We start from the raw sequence: 15,327 nt of genomic DNA, 5'->3' as shown, positions 1-15,327 counted from the left end.
CCATGCCCGAGGGCGATACCATCCACCGGCTGGCGGCCATGCTCCGCCCGCGCCTGGAAGGGGCGGCGCTGGAGGCGGTGGCGACCCGCGCCGCACGCGGTGAACCCCTGCGCGAGCACGGCCCGATGCGGGCCGATGCGCTGCGCGCCCGCGGCAAGCACCTGCTGATGGAACTGATCGCTGCCGACGCTACGCCGTGGCTGCTGCGCACCCACCTCGGGATGTGGGGCACCTGGCACGAATACGCGCGCGGTGCCGAATGGTCGAAGCCCGCGCCCCAGGCCCACGCCGTGCTGACCCTCGAAGATCGGATGCTGGTGTGTTTCCACCCGCGCGAACTGGCTTGGCGCCGGATGCCCGCAGTGGGAGCGGAAGCGGCGGATGTCGAGCGTCTGGATGCCCGGGTGGGGCCGGACCTGCTGGCCGCCGACGTGGATGTCGATGCGGTGGTGGCGCGGGTGCGCCGGGACGCGACTGCGGACCGTCAGCTGGCGGACGTGCTGCTCGACCAGTCGCTGGCGGCGGGGATCGGCAACGTCTACAAATCGGAATTGCTGTTTCTGCATGGCTGTCACCCGCGGACCCCGGTCGGGCGGGTGAGCGACCCCGTGCTGCGGGCGCTGTATGCCGACGCGGTGCGGCTGTTGCGGCGCAACCTGCGTCCGGGGCCGCGGATCACGCGGGAGCATGCGGAGCCGGATGCCTTCCTGTACGTCTACGAGCGTGAAGGCGAGGCCTGCCGGCGCTGTGCCGCCATCGTGCGGCGAGCCCCGCTGGGGCAGCACGGGCGTGCGACCTGGTGGTGTCCGGTCTGCCAGCCGGAGGGCGTGGCGGGGGCATCCCGGAACCCCGGTGGCGTTCGCCCGGACCAATGAGAACAGGCATCCACGGGGAGAGACGTCATGACGAAACCAGTTCACTTGCTGCGTCGCAGCCTGGTCACGATGCTGGCCGGCAGTTTCCTGGTTGCGGGATGCTCCGGGGCCTCGGCCCCGTCGCCCGAGACGGTGGAGGCCTCGGCCGACGGGCTGTCGGTAGAGATCCTGCACGAGGGGCTCGACCATCCCTGGGCCATTGCGTTCCTGCCCGACGGTGGCGCGCTGATCAGCGAGCGCCCGGGCGCGCTGCGGCATTTCCCGGCCGGCGACGACGGCCCGGATTTTTCCGGTCGGGGTGAACTGGTGCCGGGGTTGCCGGATGACCTGCGGGCGCGCAATCAGGGCGGGTTGCTGGACCTGGCCCTGCACCCGGATTTCGCCGACAACCGCTGGCTGTACTTCACCTATGCGGCCAGCGTGGACGGCGGGCTGACCACGCGTCTGGCGCGGGGACGCTTCGAGGACGGGGCCCTGAACGACGTCGAGAACCTGTTCACCGCCGAACCCGGGGTGCGCGGCGGGCGCCATTTCGGCAGCCGCATCGTGTTCGACGACGACACTCACGTGTTCATCAGCGTCGGCGACCGCGGGGACCGTCATCAGGCACAGGATCCCTCCAACCACATCGGTACCATCATCCGTCTGCACGACGACGGTACGATCCCGGCGGACAACCCGTTCGTGGATGATGCCGACCGGCGCGACGCGATCTGGGCGTATGGCGTGCGCAACTCCCAGGGCATGGTGATGGATCCCGAGACCGGCATCCTGTGGGAGAACCAGCACGGTCCGCAGGGCGGGGACGAGGTCAACATCATCGAGCCGGGCAACAACTACGGCTGGCCGGTGATCACCCATGGCGAGGAGTACGGTGGCGGCCAGATCGGGGAGGGCATCACCGAGAAGGAGGGGATGGTCTCCCCGTTGCACCACTGGACGCCGTCGATTGCGCCTTCCGGCATGGCGATCCTGCGGGATCCGGCCTTTGCCGAGTGGGACGGCGACCTGCTGGCGGGCGGGCTGGCCCACCGTACCCTGCGCCGTCTGACTTTCGATGATCGCGAGCTGGTCAGCGAGGTGGAGGTGCTGCCCGATCTGGATCGCCGGGTGCGCGACGTGCGCGTGCACGACGGCGCGATCTGGGTGCTGACCGACCATAACCCCGGCGAGCTGCTGCGGCTGCGCCCGGCCGGCGACCACGGCAGCGAATGATGTTCGGCGACTGGATGCAGCCGCAGATGGTGGAGCCCGAGAGCGCCCTGCCCGGCCGGGGCGAGGCCATGCCGGTGCCGGAACGCCATGCGGTGCTGGGGACCCCGCTGGCGCCGCCGTACCCCGATGGCATGGAACTCATCCACTTCGGCATGGGCTGCTTCTGGGGCGCCGAGCGACTGTTCTGGCAGCTCGAAGGGGTGTATTCCACCAGCGTGGGTTACGGCGGCGGGTACACCCCCAATCCGACCTACCGCGAGGTCTGCAGTGGCCGGACCGGCCATGCCGAACTGGTGCGGGTGGTGTTCGATCCACGCGCGGTGTCGACGGAGACCCTGTTCCGCACCTTCTGGGAGGGACACGACCCGACCCAGGGGATGCGTCAGGGCAATGATGTCGGGACCCAGTACCGTTCCGGGGTGTACACCGTGGACCCGGCCCATTACGAGGCCGCGCTGGCCAGCCGCGAGCGTTTCAACACCGCGCTGCAGGCGGCGGGACTGGGACCGGTCACCACCGAGATCCGCGAGCTGGAGGCGTACTACTTCGCCGAGGATTACCACCAGCAGTATCTGGCGAAGGTCCCGGACGGCTATTGCGGCCTGGGTGGCCTGCGCGTCGCCTATCCGTCCCCGGTCTGAGCGCGCTCGCGCATGTCGCGCAGCACGATGCGCGCGCCGGTGACACGACCCTCGACCATTTCGGGCACCCCGCTGGCCTCCGTGGGGATCTCCGTGCCGTCGGGCGTGCGCAGGCGGATGTGTCCGTCACTGATCGGCGTACCCTGCAGCAGGGTTTCCAGAACCTGGTGACCGTCGGTTTCAGCGGGCGGGCCGGGGATGAGTTCGCGAAGATCGAGCGCTTGCAGATCCTCGATGCCACAGCCCAGCCGCTCGCGGGCTGTCCGGTTCCCCTCCCGGATCCACCCCTGCGGGTCCAGCAGCAGGATGATGTGCGGCGCCTCGTCGAACAGTCGGCGGAAATGCAGCTGGGATGCCTCCAGCGCGAGCTGCGTGTCCTTCAGGTGGGTGACGTCCACCAGGCTCATTACTACCGAGGAGGTGTATTCGCTGCCGACCTGGTAGGGGTGCATGGTCAGCAGGTACCAGCGGCCCCGTCCCGGTTGCACCTCGCGTTCGGCGGGCTGACGTTCCCGCTGGACCTGATGGGCGAGTTCGGGGAGGTCCTGCGGGCCCAGGCGGCGGCAGACCTCCGCCAGATGACTTCCGATGTCGGCGTCGGTGATGTGGCAGACCTCCGTCAGGGCCGGGGTGTAGCGCCGGATCCGCAGCTGACTGTCGAGGAACAGGGAAGCAATGCCATTGGCCGAAAGGAGGTTGTCGAGATCGTTGTTGAGCTCGTAGAGCTCGCTGATCTTGCTCTGGTATTCGGCGTTGACGGTGTGCAGTTCCTCGTTGACCGACTGGAGCTCTTCGTTGGTGCTCTGCAGTTCCTCGTTCGAAGCCTGGAGTTCCTCATTGGATGCCTGGAGTTCTTCGTTGGCGGTTTCCAGCTCTTCCACCGTGGCCTGCAGGTTTTCGCGCGTGAACTGCAGTTCGGCTTCCAGGTCGGCGATGCGCTGTTGCGTCTCCTGGTCGAGGTCGTAGACCACCGCCTCGTCGCCGGATGAGGGCTGCTGGTACTGCGGACGGATGACCACCGCCGCCAGGGGCGCCTGTCCCTTGTGCGCGGGCAGTGGCAGCATGCGCAGCTCCACGACCTGTTTTTCGTCCCGCAGACGCAGATGGACATTGCTGTAGCTGGCGCGCTCCCCGGTATTGAAGACCTTCTGCAGCCCGGTGGCCAGGGGCGTGGCCAGATCGGCGATGGCCAGACGCGTGATGTCGTGCTGCACGCGACCCGACGGCATGCGCAGATAGTCTTCGGGGTTGCCGATCACGTGGCGCAGTTCCAGGTCCTGGGTCACCACCAGGGTGAGGGGCAGGATGTCTTCGCCCAGCGTCTCCATCAGACGTCCGAGCAGACGCTCCTCGTCGTGGTCGCGCCGTGGCGGACGGCCCGATGTTCCGGCGGGGGTCTGAGGTGAACGTACGCCGCCGTGTTCGCGGGGTTCCCGGTCCTCGGCCAGACGCCGCTTCCCGAGGGTGCGGAAGATCCGAAGTTTCTGCTCGACGGGTTCGTAGGTGTCGGGCGCGTCGCCCACGGTTTCGCTGTTGCCGAGGACGAGGACACCGTCCGGGCTCAGGGAGAAGTTGAACAGGTCCAGGACCTTCTTCTGCAGCACGGGCTGCAGATAGATCAGCAGATTGCGGCAGGACACCAGCTGGATGTTGGTGAACGGGGGGTCCCGCAGCAGGTCGTGCGGCGCGAACACCACCATTTCCCGGATGCGACGGGCGATCCGGAAATGTTCGTCCTGGCGCTGAAAGTACTTGGCCAGCAGGTCCGGCGGCAGGTCGGCGACGATGCTCTCGGGATAGATCCCGTTTCCGGCATTCTGGACGGCATTGCGGTCCACGTCGGTGGCGAAGATCTTCACGTCCACGGTGAGGCCCAGCCGGTCCATGACCTCCCGGGTGACGATGGCCAGGCTGTAGGCCTCCTCGCCGGTGGAGCAGCCGGCGACCCAGAAGCGCAGCCCCCCCTTGCCGCTGTTTTCGATCAGGCCCGGAAGCACCGACTGCTCGAGATGCTCCCAGACCTCGCGGTCCCGGAAGAAGCTGGTGACACCGATCAGCAGTTCCCGCCGGAGGGTGTCCACTTCGCCGGGATGGCGTTCGAGATAGCGGGCATAGTCCCGCAGTTCGCCAATTTCGTTGACCGTCATCCGGCGCTCGATGCGGCGGACAACGGTGCTGGACTTGTAGAAGGTGAAGTCGATGCTGGAATCCTCGCGCAGCAGCGCGAAGATCCGGGTCAGGGCGTCTTCGTCGGTGACGATGACGCCGGGGCCCTCGGCCTTGGCGGAATGCGGGTGCTGCACGAAGGATTGCAGCAGCCGGGGCATCTCTTCCGGGGCCAGCACGAAATCGGGGAGGCCGGTGGCGGCGGCGCTGCGCGGCATGCCGTCGAACTTGGCCGAATCGGCGGACTGCGCCATGATCATCCCGCCCTGTTCCTTGATCGCACGGATGCCGCGGGTGCCGTCGGACCCGGTGCCGGACAGGATAACGGCGATCGCGCGTTCCCCCTGATCTTCGGCCAGGGAGCGCAGGAAGACATCAATCGGGAGGTTTACGCCGCGACTGGCGTCCTGTTCGCTCAGGATCAGCTTGCCGTGGAACAGCGTCAGGTTCTTGCGCGGCGGGATCAGATACACCTGGTTGGCGGCCACGGTCTCGCCGTCCTCGGCGCGCTGCACGGGCATTTCGGTGTGCCGCGACAGCAGTTCGGCCATCAGGCTCTTGTAGTCGGGCGACAGGTGCTGGACCACCACGAATCCCAGCCCGCTGTCCGGAGGCATCTGCTGGAAAAACGCATCCAGGGCCTCGAGCCCGCCGGCGGAGGCGCCGATCCCGACGATGTAATCGGGTGTGCTCACGTGGGATCTCCGCATTGCGAGGGTGAGGATGGCCCGTCCCGGTGGAATTCTTCGCACCAGCGGGCACAGTCGCTGGCAGGGAGCGGGGGAATGTAGACGTACCCCTGAATCAGGTCGCAGCCCTGATCCCGCAGAAGTCCCAGTTGTTCGCAGGTTTCCACGCCCTCGGCGAGGAAGTGCATGTCCAGATGCCGGGCCATGGTCATCACCGTGTTGACGATCGCCAGGTCACAGGTGTCCTCCGGCAGGCCGCGGACAAAGCTGCGGTCCAGTTTGATGATATCGATCGGCATGTGGCGCAGCCTCCCCAGCGACGAATGGCCGGTCCCGAAGTCGTCCAGGGCGACCCGCACCCCCAGGCTGCGCAGATCGTGGAGGGTCGAGATGAGGGAGTTCGCATCGTCCCGGAAATGGTCCTCGGTCGCTTCCACGACCACCCGCGTCGGTTCTACCCCGGTCTTCGCGAAGGTGTCGCGGAGATCCCCCGCGGTCAGGCCGTGGAGCTGTCGGGGAGAGAAATTCACGGCCAGCCACAGCTCTTCGGCACCGGGGAATGTCCAGTCGCGCAGGGCATTGCAGGCCTGCCCAGTGTCCAGCGGGCCACTTCCGCACCGAGGCCGAGGTTCTCGAGGATCGGGATGAACTCCAGGGGCGAGATCGAGCCGTCGAAGCCGTCCCAGCGCATCAGGGCCTCCACACCCGCCACGCGTCCCTGCCGGGCATCCACCACCGGCTGGAAGGCGAGGCTCAGTTCGTTCCGCCCCAGGGCGTGCCGGAGCTGGTTCTCGAGCGATACCCGCCGTTCGAGCTGATGATTCATCTCGGGGGCGAAAAAGGCGTACTTCTGTCCGCCGTCCTCCTTGGCTTGATACATCGCGATATCGGCGTGCTTGGCGAGTTCGCTGCAGGTCGAGCCGTCGCGCGGGAACAGGGCGATGCCGATACTCCCGCCGGAGATGATCTCGTGACCGTGAATATGGAACGGACGCCGCAGGGCCCCGAGGATGTCGCCGGCCACCCGCCGCGCGGTCTGCATCGCCGTCTCCTCGTCCTCCAGTTCGCACAGCACCACGGTAAATTCGTCGCCGCCCAGCCGCGCGACCGTATCGGAGGGGCGGACGACCTGCTTCAGCCGTTCGGCTGCCTGCTGCAGCAGCAAATCCCCGGCCTGATGGCCCTTGGTGTCGTTGAGGGTCTTGAAGCCGTCCAGGTCCAGGTAGAAGACGCCCACCATCTTGCCGTCCCGTTTCGAACGCATCAGACCGTGCTTGAGGCGTTCGTGCAGCAGGGTCCGGTTGGGCAGGCCGGTAAGGGCATCGTAGAACGCAAAGCGCTCGACGTCCTGTCCCGTCTGGCCGTGGTCGCCGATGTCGGAAAAGATCCCGAGGTAGTGCCGGACATTTCCGTCCCGGTCGGTGACCGCGTTGATCTTCAGCCACTCCGGGTAGATGTCAGGTCTCGCCGTTCTTGCGTCGGTTCCAGACTTCACCCATCCAGTGGCCTTCCTCCTGGAGGCGGTTCCACATGTGCTCGTAGAAGCTGCGGTCATGACGCCCCGAGGAGAGCAGCCCCGGAGTGCGGCCGACGACTTCGTCTTCCTGATATCCGGTCACGATGGTGAACGCACGGTTGACTCGCTGGATGCGGGCACGGGCATCGGTCACGATGATGCCTTCGTTGCTTTCCTCGAACACCGTGGCGGCCAGGCGCTGATGCTGTTCGGCACGCTTGCGGGCCGTGACATCCACCATGGCCAGACGGAAGCGAAGCCCTTCCGGATCGTGGTCCGGCGACAGGCTGGCATGAACATGGAGCTCCGCTTGTTCGGGGGTGTTGAGCACCAGTTCGAAATCATCCGGCGGCGCGCCGTGTCCGGCGGCGGCCAGCAGTTGATGAAAGGGCTCCCGGCTGCCGGTGTCGAGGAATCGCCGCAGAGGCTGCTGAAGCAGATGGCTGCGCGGAAGACCCAGCATGCGGGTGGCCGTGCGATTGACTTCCAGCGTTTCTCCGCTGGCATCGAGAACAAAGAACGCCACGGGGGCGAAGTCAAACAGGTCCTGATAGCGCTGGCTGGCCTGGGCCAGGGCCTGCTGGGTCTGCCGCAGTTCCTCGTTCTGGGTGCGCAGCTCCTCCTGATGCAGTTGAAGTTCTTCCAGCGTTTGCCGGGCATCTTCGCGGGATGCCTCGAGTTCCCGGATGCGCTCCCGGGCCTGCTCCAGGGCTTCCCGAAGCGCCGGTTCTCCTTGCGGTTGTTGCTCTTGGGTCATCGGAGCGTACCCGGATCGCGGACCGTCCGCAGGACGCCAGGATCGTTCCCTGATCGCCACGGGTGGTCCGGGTGGTTGTGCGACGATCGTCGGTCGGATGGATGTTTCACCCGCGCCGGAAAGCCTCCTGAACAGTGCGGTCAAGCTAGATGTTTTCCCCAGAGTTCGCAAGTGATTGTCGGGAGCGGTGTCCCGGTCACTGCACCTCGTGGTGGTCGACGGCGGCGCGGACCACCGCCCGGAACAGGCGCTGGTGGCGGGTCTTCTGCGGCAGGTATTCGGGGTGCCACTGCACGCCGATGCAGAAATCGGGCCCGTCGGCCTCGATGGCCTGGACCACGCGTGAGGGCTCGCGCCCGGCGATGGTCAGGCCCCGTCCGAGGCGGTCGACGGCCTGGCTGTGCAGGGCATTCACGTGCAGTGCGGCATCTCCGAGGATGATGGACAGCCGCGAGTGCGGATCCAGCCGTACCCGCTTCACGGGCAGCAGGCTGCGGGCGTTGGGGGTCTCCACGTAGAAGGCGGCGAGGTCGCGGTGCAGGCTGCCGCCGCGCACCACGTTGATCAGCTGCATCCCGCGGCAGATGCCGAGGATTGGCAGGTGTTCGTCCAGGGCGTGGTGAATCAGGGATTTCTCCAGCCGATCGCGCTCCGGATCCAGCGATGGTCTTTTCGACTGGAACAGCCGGCGCAGCAACCACAGCGCGGGATAGAAGGCGTAGCCGATCAGGCGCTGCGACAGGCGTTGCTCCGCCCGGCGGATGGCAGTGGTGTCAGGGCCCTCGGGCAGGGTTTCGCCATAAAGTTCGGGATCCACGTCGGCCCCGCCACCGACGATCAGGGCGTCGATGCGCCGGTTGCGGCGGGGGCGTCCGGGACGGATGCGCAGGGGGCGGCCGCCGGCCCGCCACACCGCGAGGGCGGTGAACAGCCACGCGGGCGTGCCGCCACGGTCCGGGCCGGTGACGGCGATCACCGGACGCTGCGGGCGCTCAGAACCAGGCACGCAGTCGCTGCATCCATTCATCGGTCCAGCGGCCTACTGCCTGGCCCGGGCGCTCCAGGTACTCCCGCGCGAGCCGTTCCAGACGTTCGGGATGAGCGGCCAGCTGTTCCACTTCCACCCAGCCGTTCAGCGGGTGCGCCAGGCTCCAGGCCGGGTCGTCGATGCGGCAGTCCGGCAACCGGTAGTGCAGTGCGAGGCGCGGCTTGATCAGTTCGTGCTCCACCGGCGCCGCCGCAACGCGTTCCGGATCCAGCTCCGCCAGGACTGGCAGCAGGTCGAGCGGGCGGTTGCGCGTGGGGTTGTGGGCCAGGTAGGTGTCGATCAAAGAGGCGCGGTCGGGGGTGAAATCCGGGTCGAGGATGTAGCGTACGAAGGCGCCGGGGAACGGCCGGATGTAGGGCGACAGGCGGCGCGACAGGTCGATGGCCCCCGCCTGCGCGAGGATCTCGTACATGAGCACGAAGGCCCGCAGGATGGCCAGCAGCCATTCGGGCTCGCGGCTGTGGATCTCGATGTTCAGCTGCAGCCCGAACGCGTACAGGAACGAGCGTTCGGTGCCCAGCGCGCCTTCCTGTTGCAGCGCGGCACGCACCCGGTCCAGCCGGGGCAGCTGCGCAGGTTCCAGGGGTGGCGCGACGATCTCGTGCGGGACCAGGCGCCCGGCGGCATCGGCCAGCCAGGCCTCCAGTGCTTCCTGGTCGCGGTCTTCCAGGTCGACCCCCAGGCGGGCCAGGTGCTCGCGATAGCCGCGGTCCTTGAGTACGCGGGCATCCAGCTCCAGCTGGAAATCCCCCGCGTCACTGTCGCGGACATGCAGCACGAAGGCATGCTCGGCCTCGATGTGCCCGCCGAATTCGTCGATGATGGCGCGGGCCATCGTCTCCAGCGAGACCCCTGCCATCTCGATCTCCACGCCGACCCGGCGCCGGGCCCCCTCGGGGGTCCGGGTCCACGGCAGTGGCAGAAACGAAGTGGCGGACATGCGGCGGCTCTCCTGGCGGCGCTGATCGGCCGGGCTGTCCGGGCATGGTAGCGCGTTGCGCCACGAGCGCACGCCCCGGTGTACGCGGGCGGGGGCAGGCAGTACGATAAGCCCCTCCGCAACCCTGTGTCCCCGGTGTCCCGCATGGACCGTATCTATTTGCGCGATCTCGAAATCCCCGCCGTGGTCGGCGTATACGGCTGGGAACAGCGTATCCGGCGCCCGCTGCGTTTCGACATCGAGCTGGCGGCGGATACCCGCGTGGCCGCCCACTCCGGCGAGATCGAAGACACGGTTGACTACGAGGCCGTGGCCAACGCGGTGCGGGCCATCGTGACCCGCGAACCCCACATCCTGCTCGAATCCCTCGCCGAGGAGATCGCCGAGACCCTGATGGCGCAGTTCGGTTCGCCGTGGCTGCGCATCACCCTGGGCAAACCGGGCGCGGTGGCCGGGGTGCGCGAGGTGGGCATCACCATCGAACGCGGCTCGCTCGCCACCGACTGACCTCGGGACTTCGGCGCGCAGGCCCTGGCCGATTGGCAGGACGCTTCCACACTTCCTGCTCCTGTCTCCCGCACAGCTTTCCCGTACTGCTCTTTCCCGCGCGGCGCCCTTTCCGGTGGCGGCCCCGCCTCGTATTGCCCCCTTTTGGTGCGCCTGCACTTTGTGATTGCACCCGTTCGTGGCAATCACCCGTGGTTTGCCCGCAACAGCGTTGCATAAAACCGGTTTTTGCCCCGTTTAACGTTTCTGGCACGCCCCCTGCAAGGAACGGGTGTCGACAAGCAGCGACATCCAGAAAACACGCAGAGGGAGTCAATCAATGAAGAAATTCGCTTATTCCGCCGTCGCCACCGCGATCCTGGCCGTCGGGTCCACCGGGGGTGTCGTCTTTACTTCCAGCGCGGCCGCCGAGGTGTCGGCCAATATCTCGATCGTGTCCGATTATGAACTGCGGGGCTTTTCCGAAACCGATGGCGGCGCCGCTATCCAGGGTGGTTTTGACTGGGAGCATGCCTCCGGGTTTTACCTGGGGACCTGGGCATCCAACGTGGATTTCGAGGAAGACGACGGCACGACCTACGAGCTCGATCTTTACGGTGGGTTTGCCGATTCCTTTGACAACGGCTTCGGGTACGACGTGGGTTACGTGTATTACGCCTACCCCGATGCCGAGTTCGAGGGGGATTCCGTCTCTTACGATTTCGGCGAACTGGTCGGGTCAGTCAGTTATGACATGGACATGATCGGTTTTTACGGCGGTGTTCAGTGGGTGGTGACCGACAGCGCGTCCGAGTCGCTTCTGGAAAGCGACGACGTCTATTTCTACGGCGGCCTGGATGTGCCGTTCGCCGAGGTCTACAGCGCCGGTTTCATGGTCGGACGTCAGACGTACGACGACAGCGACAATGACGATTACACCCACTACTCCGCCAGCCTCGCCCGCGATGCCGGCGAGTTCGGCGAATTCAGCCTGAACCTGGCCTACGCCGATGTCGATGACGAAGACATGCGCGCCTGGGTGGGCTGGTCGAAATCCTTCTGATCGTTGAACCGGAAGCAAAACATCGTTGCGGGTCGTTGCCCCCGGGCAGCGGCTCGCCGGAGAGGAGTCTGACATGAAGATGATTACTGCCGTGATCAAGCCGTTCAAGCTTGATGATGTGCGCGAGGCGATGTCCGAGATCGGTGTGCAGGGCATCACCATGACCGAAGTCAAGGGTTTCGGTCGCCAGCGCGGCCACACCGAACTGTACCGCGGTGCTGAATACGTCGTGGACTTTCTGCCCAAGGTCAAGCTGGAGGTTGCGGTGGATGACAGCCTGGTCGACCAGGTGATCGAAGCCGTTTCGAAGGCCGCGAGCACCGGCAAGATCGGGGACGGAAAGATCTTTGTCTCGCCGGTCGAGCAGGTCCTGCGAATCCGCACGGGTGAAACCGGAACCGAAGCGCTCTGAGCGCCCATCTCGGTCATTATTAGATGAGGTAATCCGAAAATGGATATCGAACAGCAAGTCGTCGAGGTGGCCTACGCCCTTGACACCTTTTACTTCCTGATGGCCGGCGCACTGGTCATGTGGATGGCCGCGGGCTTTACCATGCTCGAGGCCGGCATGGTGCGGACCAAGAGCGTGGCCGAAATCCTCACCAAGAACATCTCCCTTTATTCCATCGCCTCGGTCATGTACATGCTGATCGGCTACAACATCATGTACAGCGACGGGCTCACCTCGTTGATCCCGGGCCTGGGCTTCTTTATCACCGGTGACAACGCCGTGTCCGAGGTGCTGGGCAGCGGTGGCGACATCTACTACTCCGACCGCGCGGACTTCTTCTTCCAGGTGGTGTTCGTGGCCACCGCGATGTCGATTGTTTCCGGGGCGGTTGCCGAACGCATGAAGCTGTGGGCCTTCCTCGCCTTCGCCGTGGTCCTCACCGGCGTGATCTACCCGATCCAGGGCTTCTGGAGCTGGGGCGGCGGCATGCTGGACCAGATCGGCTATCTCGACTACGCCGGTTCGGGCATCGTCCACTTCACCGGTGCCGTGGCCGCGCTGGCGGGCGTCCTGCTGCTGGGGGCGCGCAAGGGCAAGTACGGCAAGGACGGCCAGATCAACGCGATCCCGGGCTCCAGCATGCCGCTGGCGACGCTGGGCGTGCTGATCCTCTGGCTGGGCTGGTTCGGCTTCAACGGCGGTTCCGAGCTCAAGGTGTCCGACGTTGAATCCGCGAATGCCGTGGCGGCCGTGTTCACCAACACCAACCTGGCCGCGGCCGGGGGCGTGATTGCCGCGCTGATCACCACCCGTCTGATGTTCGGCAAGGCCGATCTGACCATGGCCCTGAACGGCGCGGTCGCCGGCCTGGTGTCCATCACCGCCGAACCGCTGATGCCCAGCCCGCTGCTGGCGACCTTCATCGGCGCCGTGGGTGGCGTGATCGTGGTGTTCTCCATCGTCGCCCTGGACAAGGTCAAGATCGATGACCCGGTGGGTGCGATCTCGGCCCACGGCACGGCCGGCATCTGGGGCGTGCTCGCGGTCCTGCTGTCCAACCCGGATGCGACCTTCGTGGCGCAGATCGCGGGTCTGGCGGCGATCTTCATCTTCGTCTTCCTCGCCAGCCTGCTGGTGTGGTTCATCCTCAAGATGGCCATGGGCATCCGCCTGGGCGAAGAGGAAGAAGAGATCGGTGCCGACGTGACCGAGTGCGGCCTCGAGGCCTACCCCGAGTTCACGAACAAGTAACGCGAAACCCATAGCCTGTACGCAGGCTGGACGGGGCCGGGAGGCCGGCCCCGCAACTTGTCTCCTCCGACGCCGACAGCACGGTCTCTCCCAGGACCCGGAAGTTGGCCTTCAGGGCGCCCTCGCGGCGCCCTCTTTTTTGGGGCGATGAACGCGGATCCCGCAGACCTGCCGATCGGAGGGTGCCTGTTCGTTGCGAGTGCGAATACGATCAGTGGCGGGGCAATTCGCACCAGTGTTGATCTTCCTTGTTTGGGGTTGTCTTAATAACCAATTGAAATTGCGGAAAGATTATTTCTGGCATCCCGTTTGCAGGCCAGTTACATGCGAGACAAATCAGTCTCTTTGTGGTGATGGTCAGCGGAGATAGAGCCAATGAAATTCAAAAAGCTTGCAAACCTCGTTTCGCCCGGTCGCGCGGACGCCGCGAATACGGCATTCAGCCCCGATCGCCGTAAGTTCCTTCGAACGGGATGTGCCTGTGGTGCGTTGAGTCTTTCCTCGGCCGGCATGGCATTGCTAGCGACCACCGGAAGTGCCAGGGCCGGGGTTGCGGATGAACTGGTGAAGGCGGGGCACCTGCCCGCGGGGTGTATTTCTCACCTGCTCCTGGCCGCGCAACGGGGGCTCTTCAAGGAGGCCGGGTTGGCCGTGGACATTACCCAGTTCAACGGACCCATGGAGAATCTCCGGGCGCTCGGCGTCGGGGGAGTGGATGTGGCCCACAACCCATGGACAGCGTCCATGGCGGATTATGCCGAGGGCAATGATGGCCTGCGGATTATTGGCGGTAGCGGCATCTCCGGGATCGAGCTGGTGGCACGCGAAGGCTCGGTGACGTCCGTGGAGGAGTTCGTCGAAGCGGCGGGCCAGGGGCTGCGGGTCGGCACGTTGCGGCTGGACACACTGGAGCTGGTTGCCTACGGGACGATGTCGCAGAACGGGCTTTCATACAGTGACTACGAGATGACGTTCTTTAACGGCATGCCGGGGATGGGCGAGGCCCTGATCAACGGCAACGTCGATGTCTGTACCCTTGCACAGCCCTACGCCGAGACCGTGGTCAAGGAGTCGGGCGGCAAATACATCGCCACCAGCAACGATGTCTGGGGCCCGGATGCGGCGGATTGCGTGATTAATGCCACTGCCGATTTCATGGAAGAGCGCCCGGAGGTGGCGACGCGCTACATGGAGGTCCTCAAGGAGGCAGGGGAACAGTTCCATTCCGACTTCGAGTCGGCGCTGGACGACCTGGAGCCTCTGTTCAGCGCGTCACGCGAGGTGCTGGAAGTCGCCCTGAAGCGTCAGCCGCCGGCACCGGTAATGTCGCAGGAATCCGCGGATGGGATCCGCCAGGGCGTCGACTACCTGATCGAACTCGGATATTTCGATTCGAACATCGCGGACGAGGTGATCGATTTGCGTCTGAGTCCGAGCGAGACCGCTTGACTGTGGATCATGCGGTGCCGTGATGTTCGGCGCCGCATGTTTGCCGGACCGGTTGGTGTGACCGGAGCAGGACTTCCGCGATGGCCCTGGTTTCCCGGGCAGCACTCGCTGTCCGGGTCACCATGGCTGTAACGGTTGCGCCATCCACGAGGATGGTCAGCTGTTCGCCAAGTTCCTCGGGCCGCGGAAACCCTTCGTCACGCAATAGCCGGATAATGGCCCGCCTGATCGAATCGCGATGATTCAGCGCCATCCTGCGGTATTCGTCGGCCCGTTTGTCATGTTCCGCAACCGTGTTCACGAAAGGACATCCATAGAATTCCTCGTTGAGGAACCAGTCCTCCAGGATGTCAAACACACCTGCGACACGATCTGCCCCGGTTCCCGGCAAAGCATCCAGCCGGCTCTCGAACCATTCCATCCAGCGATGGCCATCCCGCTCCAGAACCTCCTTGAGGAGATTCTGTTTGGAGCCGAATTGTTCATAAAGCGTCTTTCGCGCGACCCCGGCTTCGGCGAGTAGTCGGTTGAGTCCGGTGCAATTGACGCCGTCGCGGCAGAACAGCCTTGTTGCCGTGTCGAGCAGAATTTCCCTGGGATCTTCATCTCGCGGTCGACGCCCCATGTCGTGTGCACCCCGATGGCTGAGCCTGAGCGCGATCGTAACACGCGATCATCACGCGGGCTTGCCGCTTTTCCGGGGTGGCGCAGCGACCCCGGCGCCCGGTTCGGAATGGGCTCCCGTCAATGCCACATCGGGGTGCAACTGCTCGCTGATGG

At 65.5% G+C, this 15,327-nt stretch carries 15 protein-coding genes; 8 read left to right on the top strand and 7 right to left on the bottom strand.

The window, feature by feature from the left end; all coding sequences use genetic code 11:
* Nucleotides 1-2: 2 nt before the first annotated feature.
* The 3 genes from D893_RS09895 to msrA are packed head-to-tail and all read left to right on the top strand — an operon-like array spanning nt 3 to nt 2,731.
* Entirely contained in the window at nt 3-875 is an 873-nt protein-coding gene (locus D893_RS09895) for a DNA-formamidopyrimidine glycosylase family protein (RefSeq protein ID WP_110619692.1), read from the top strand.
* Nucleotides 876-902: 27 nt separating this feature from the next.
* The gene (locus tag D893_RS09890) at nt 903-2,090 is read left to right on the top strand and encodes a PQQ-dependent sugar dehydrogenase (protein WP_110619691.1); all 1,188 of its coding nucleotides are present in this window, start codon (nt 903-905) and stop codon (nt 2,088-2,090) included.
* Nucleotides 2,090-2,731 carry a peptide-methionine (S)-S-oxide reductase MsrA gene (gene msrA, locus D893_RS09885; protein ID WP_110619690.1) on the top strand — a complete coding sequence of 214 codons (642 nt, stop codon included), beginning with the start codon at nt 2,090-2,092 and terminating at the stop codon, nt 2,729-2,731. The genes D893_RS09890 and msrA overlap by 1 nt, the downstream gene beginning before the upstream one ends.
* Here the strand turns inward: msrA and D893_RS09880 are convergent.
* From D893_RS09880 to D893_RS09855, 6 genes are all read right to left on the bottom strand, one after another.
* The gene (locus tag D893_RS09880; protein WP_110619689.1) at nt 2,713-5,592 is read right to left on the bottom strand and encodes a chemotaxis protein CheB; all 2,880 of its coding nucleotides are present in this window, start codon (nt 5,590-5,592) and stop codon (nt 2,713-2,715) included. The two genes, msrA and D893_RS09880, sit on opposite strands and share 19 nt — an antisense overlap.
* On the bottom strand, nt 5,589-6,116 hold the full coding sequence (locus D893_RS14040) for an EAL domain-containing protein (RefSeq protein WP_168409939.1): 528 nt from the start codon (nt 6,114-6,116) through the stop codon (nt 5,589-5,591). The genes D893_RS09880 and D893_RS14040 overlap by 4 nt, the downstream gene beginning before the upstream one ends.
* The gene (locus D893_RS14035) at nt 6,113-7,081 is read right to left on the bottom strand and encodes a diguanylate cyclase (protein ID WP_168409941.1); all 969 of its coding nucleotides are present in this window, start codon (nt 7,079-7,081) and stop codon (nt 6,113-6,115) included. The genes D893_RS14040 and D893_RS14035 overlap by 4 nt, the downstream gene beginning before the upstream one ends.
* Nucleotides 7,044-7,859: a PAS domain-containing protein gene (locus D893_RS09865; RefSeq protein ID WP_110619687.1), complete on the bottom strand. Its 816-nt coding sequence runs from the start codon at nt 7,857-7,859 to the stop codon at nt 7,044-7,046. Before D893_RS09865 ends, D893_RS14035 begins: the two co-directional genes overlap by 38 nt.
* Nucleotides 7,860-8,055: 196 nt before the next feature.
* Entirely contained in the window at nt 8,056-8,886 is an 831-nt protein-coding gene (locus D893_RS09860; RefSeq protein ID WP_110619686.1) for a gamma-glutamyl-gamma-aminobutyrate hydrolase family protein, read from the bottom strand.
* Nucleotides 8,852-9,847 (bottom strand): amidoligase family protein, encoded by a 996-nt coding sequence (locus D893_RS09855; RefSeq protein ID WP_110619685.1) that lies wholly within the window; start codon nt 9,845-9,847, stop codon nt 8,852-8,854. The genes D893_RS09860 and D893_RS09855 overlap by 35 nt, the downstream gene beginning before the upstream one ends.
* 144 nt (nt 9,848-9,991) lie before the next feature.
* Here D893_RS09855 and folB point away from each other — a divergent pair, with 144 nt between their 5' ends.
* The 5 genes from folB to D893_RS09830 all read left to right on the top strand — a co-directional run bounded on the left by folB (nt 9,992) and on the right by D893_RS09830 (nt 14,547).
* On the top strand, nt 9,992-10,354 hold the full coding sequence (gene folB / locus D893_RS09850) for a dihydroneopterin aldolase (RefSeq protein ID WP_110619684.1): 363 nt from the start codon (nt 9,992-9,994) through the stop codon (nt 10,352-10,354).
* Nucleotides 10,355-10,673: 319 nt separating this feature from the next.
* Nucleotides 10,674-11,396 carry a TorF family putative porin gene (locus D893_RS09845; RefSeq protein WP_110619683.1) on the top strand — a complete coding sequence of 241 codons (723 nt, stop codon included), beginning with the start codon at nt 10,674-10,676 and terminating at the stop codon, nt 11,394-11,396.
* 73 nt (nt 11,397-11,469) lie between these two features.
* Nucleotides 11,470-11,808, top strand: coding sequence for a P-II family nitrogen regulator (glnK, locus tag D893_RS09840; protein ID WP_018869196.1), 339 nt, complete (start codon nt 11,470-11,472; stop codon nt 11,806-11,808).
* A 39-nt stretch (nt 11,809-11,847) separates the two neighbouring features.
* Complete coding sequence (locus D893_RS09835) at nt 11,848-13,098, top strand: ammonium transporter (RefSeq protein ID WP_018946693.1); 1,251 nt, start codon at nt 11,848-11,850, stop codon at nt 13,096-13,098.
* Nucleotides 13,099-13,473: 375 nt separating this feature from the next.
* Nucleotides 13,474-14,547, top strand: a complete 1,074-nt coding sequence (locus tag D893_RS09830; RefSeq protein ID WP_038036096.1) for an ABC transporter substrate-binding protein — start codon at nt 13,474-13,476, stop codon at nt 14,545-14,547.
* Nucleotides 14,548-14,554: 7 nt separating this feature from the next.
* Here D893_RS09830 and D893_RS09825 read toward each other — a convergent pair whose 3' ends face one another.
* Entirely contained in the window at nt 14,555-15,172 is a 618-nt protein-coding gene (locus D893_RS09825; protein WP_081618818.1) for a TetR/AcrR family transcriptional regulator, read from the bottom strand.
* Between the last annotated feature and the right edge of the window lie 155 nt (nt 15,173-15,327).

The sequence above is a fragment of the Thioalkalivibrio sp. ALE21 genome, assembly GCF_003208255.1.
In the GTDB taxonomy this organism is placed as follows: Bacteria; Pseudomonadota; Gammaproteobacteria; order Ectothiorhodospirales; family Ectothiorhodospiraceae; genus Thioalkalivibrio; species Thioalkalivibrio halophilus.
The sequence above is the reverse complement of the archived record's forward strand: the minus strand, read 5'-3'. Positions and strand labels throughout refer to the sequence as shown.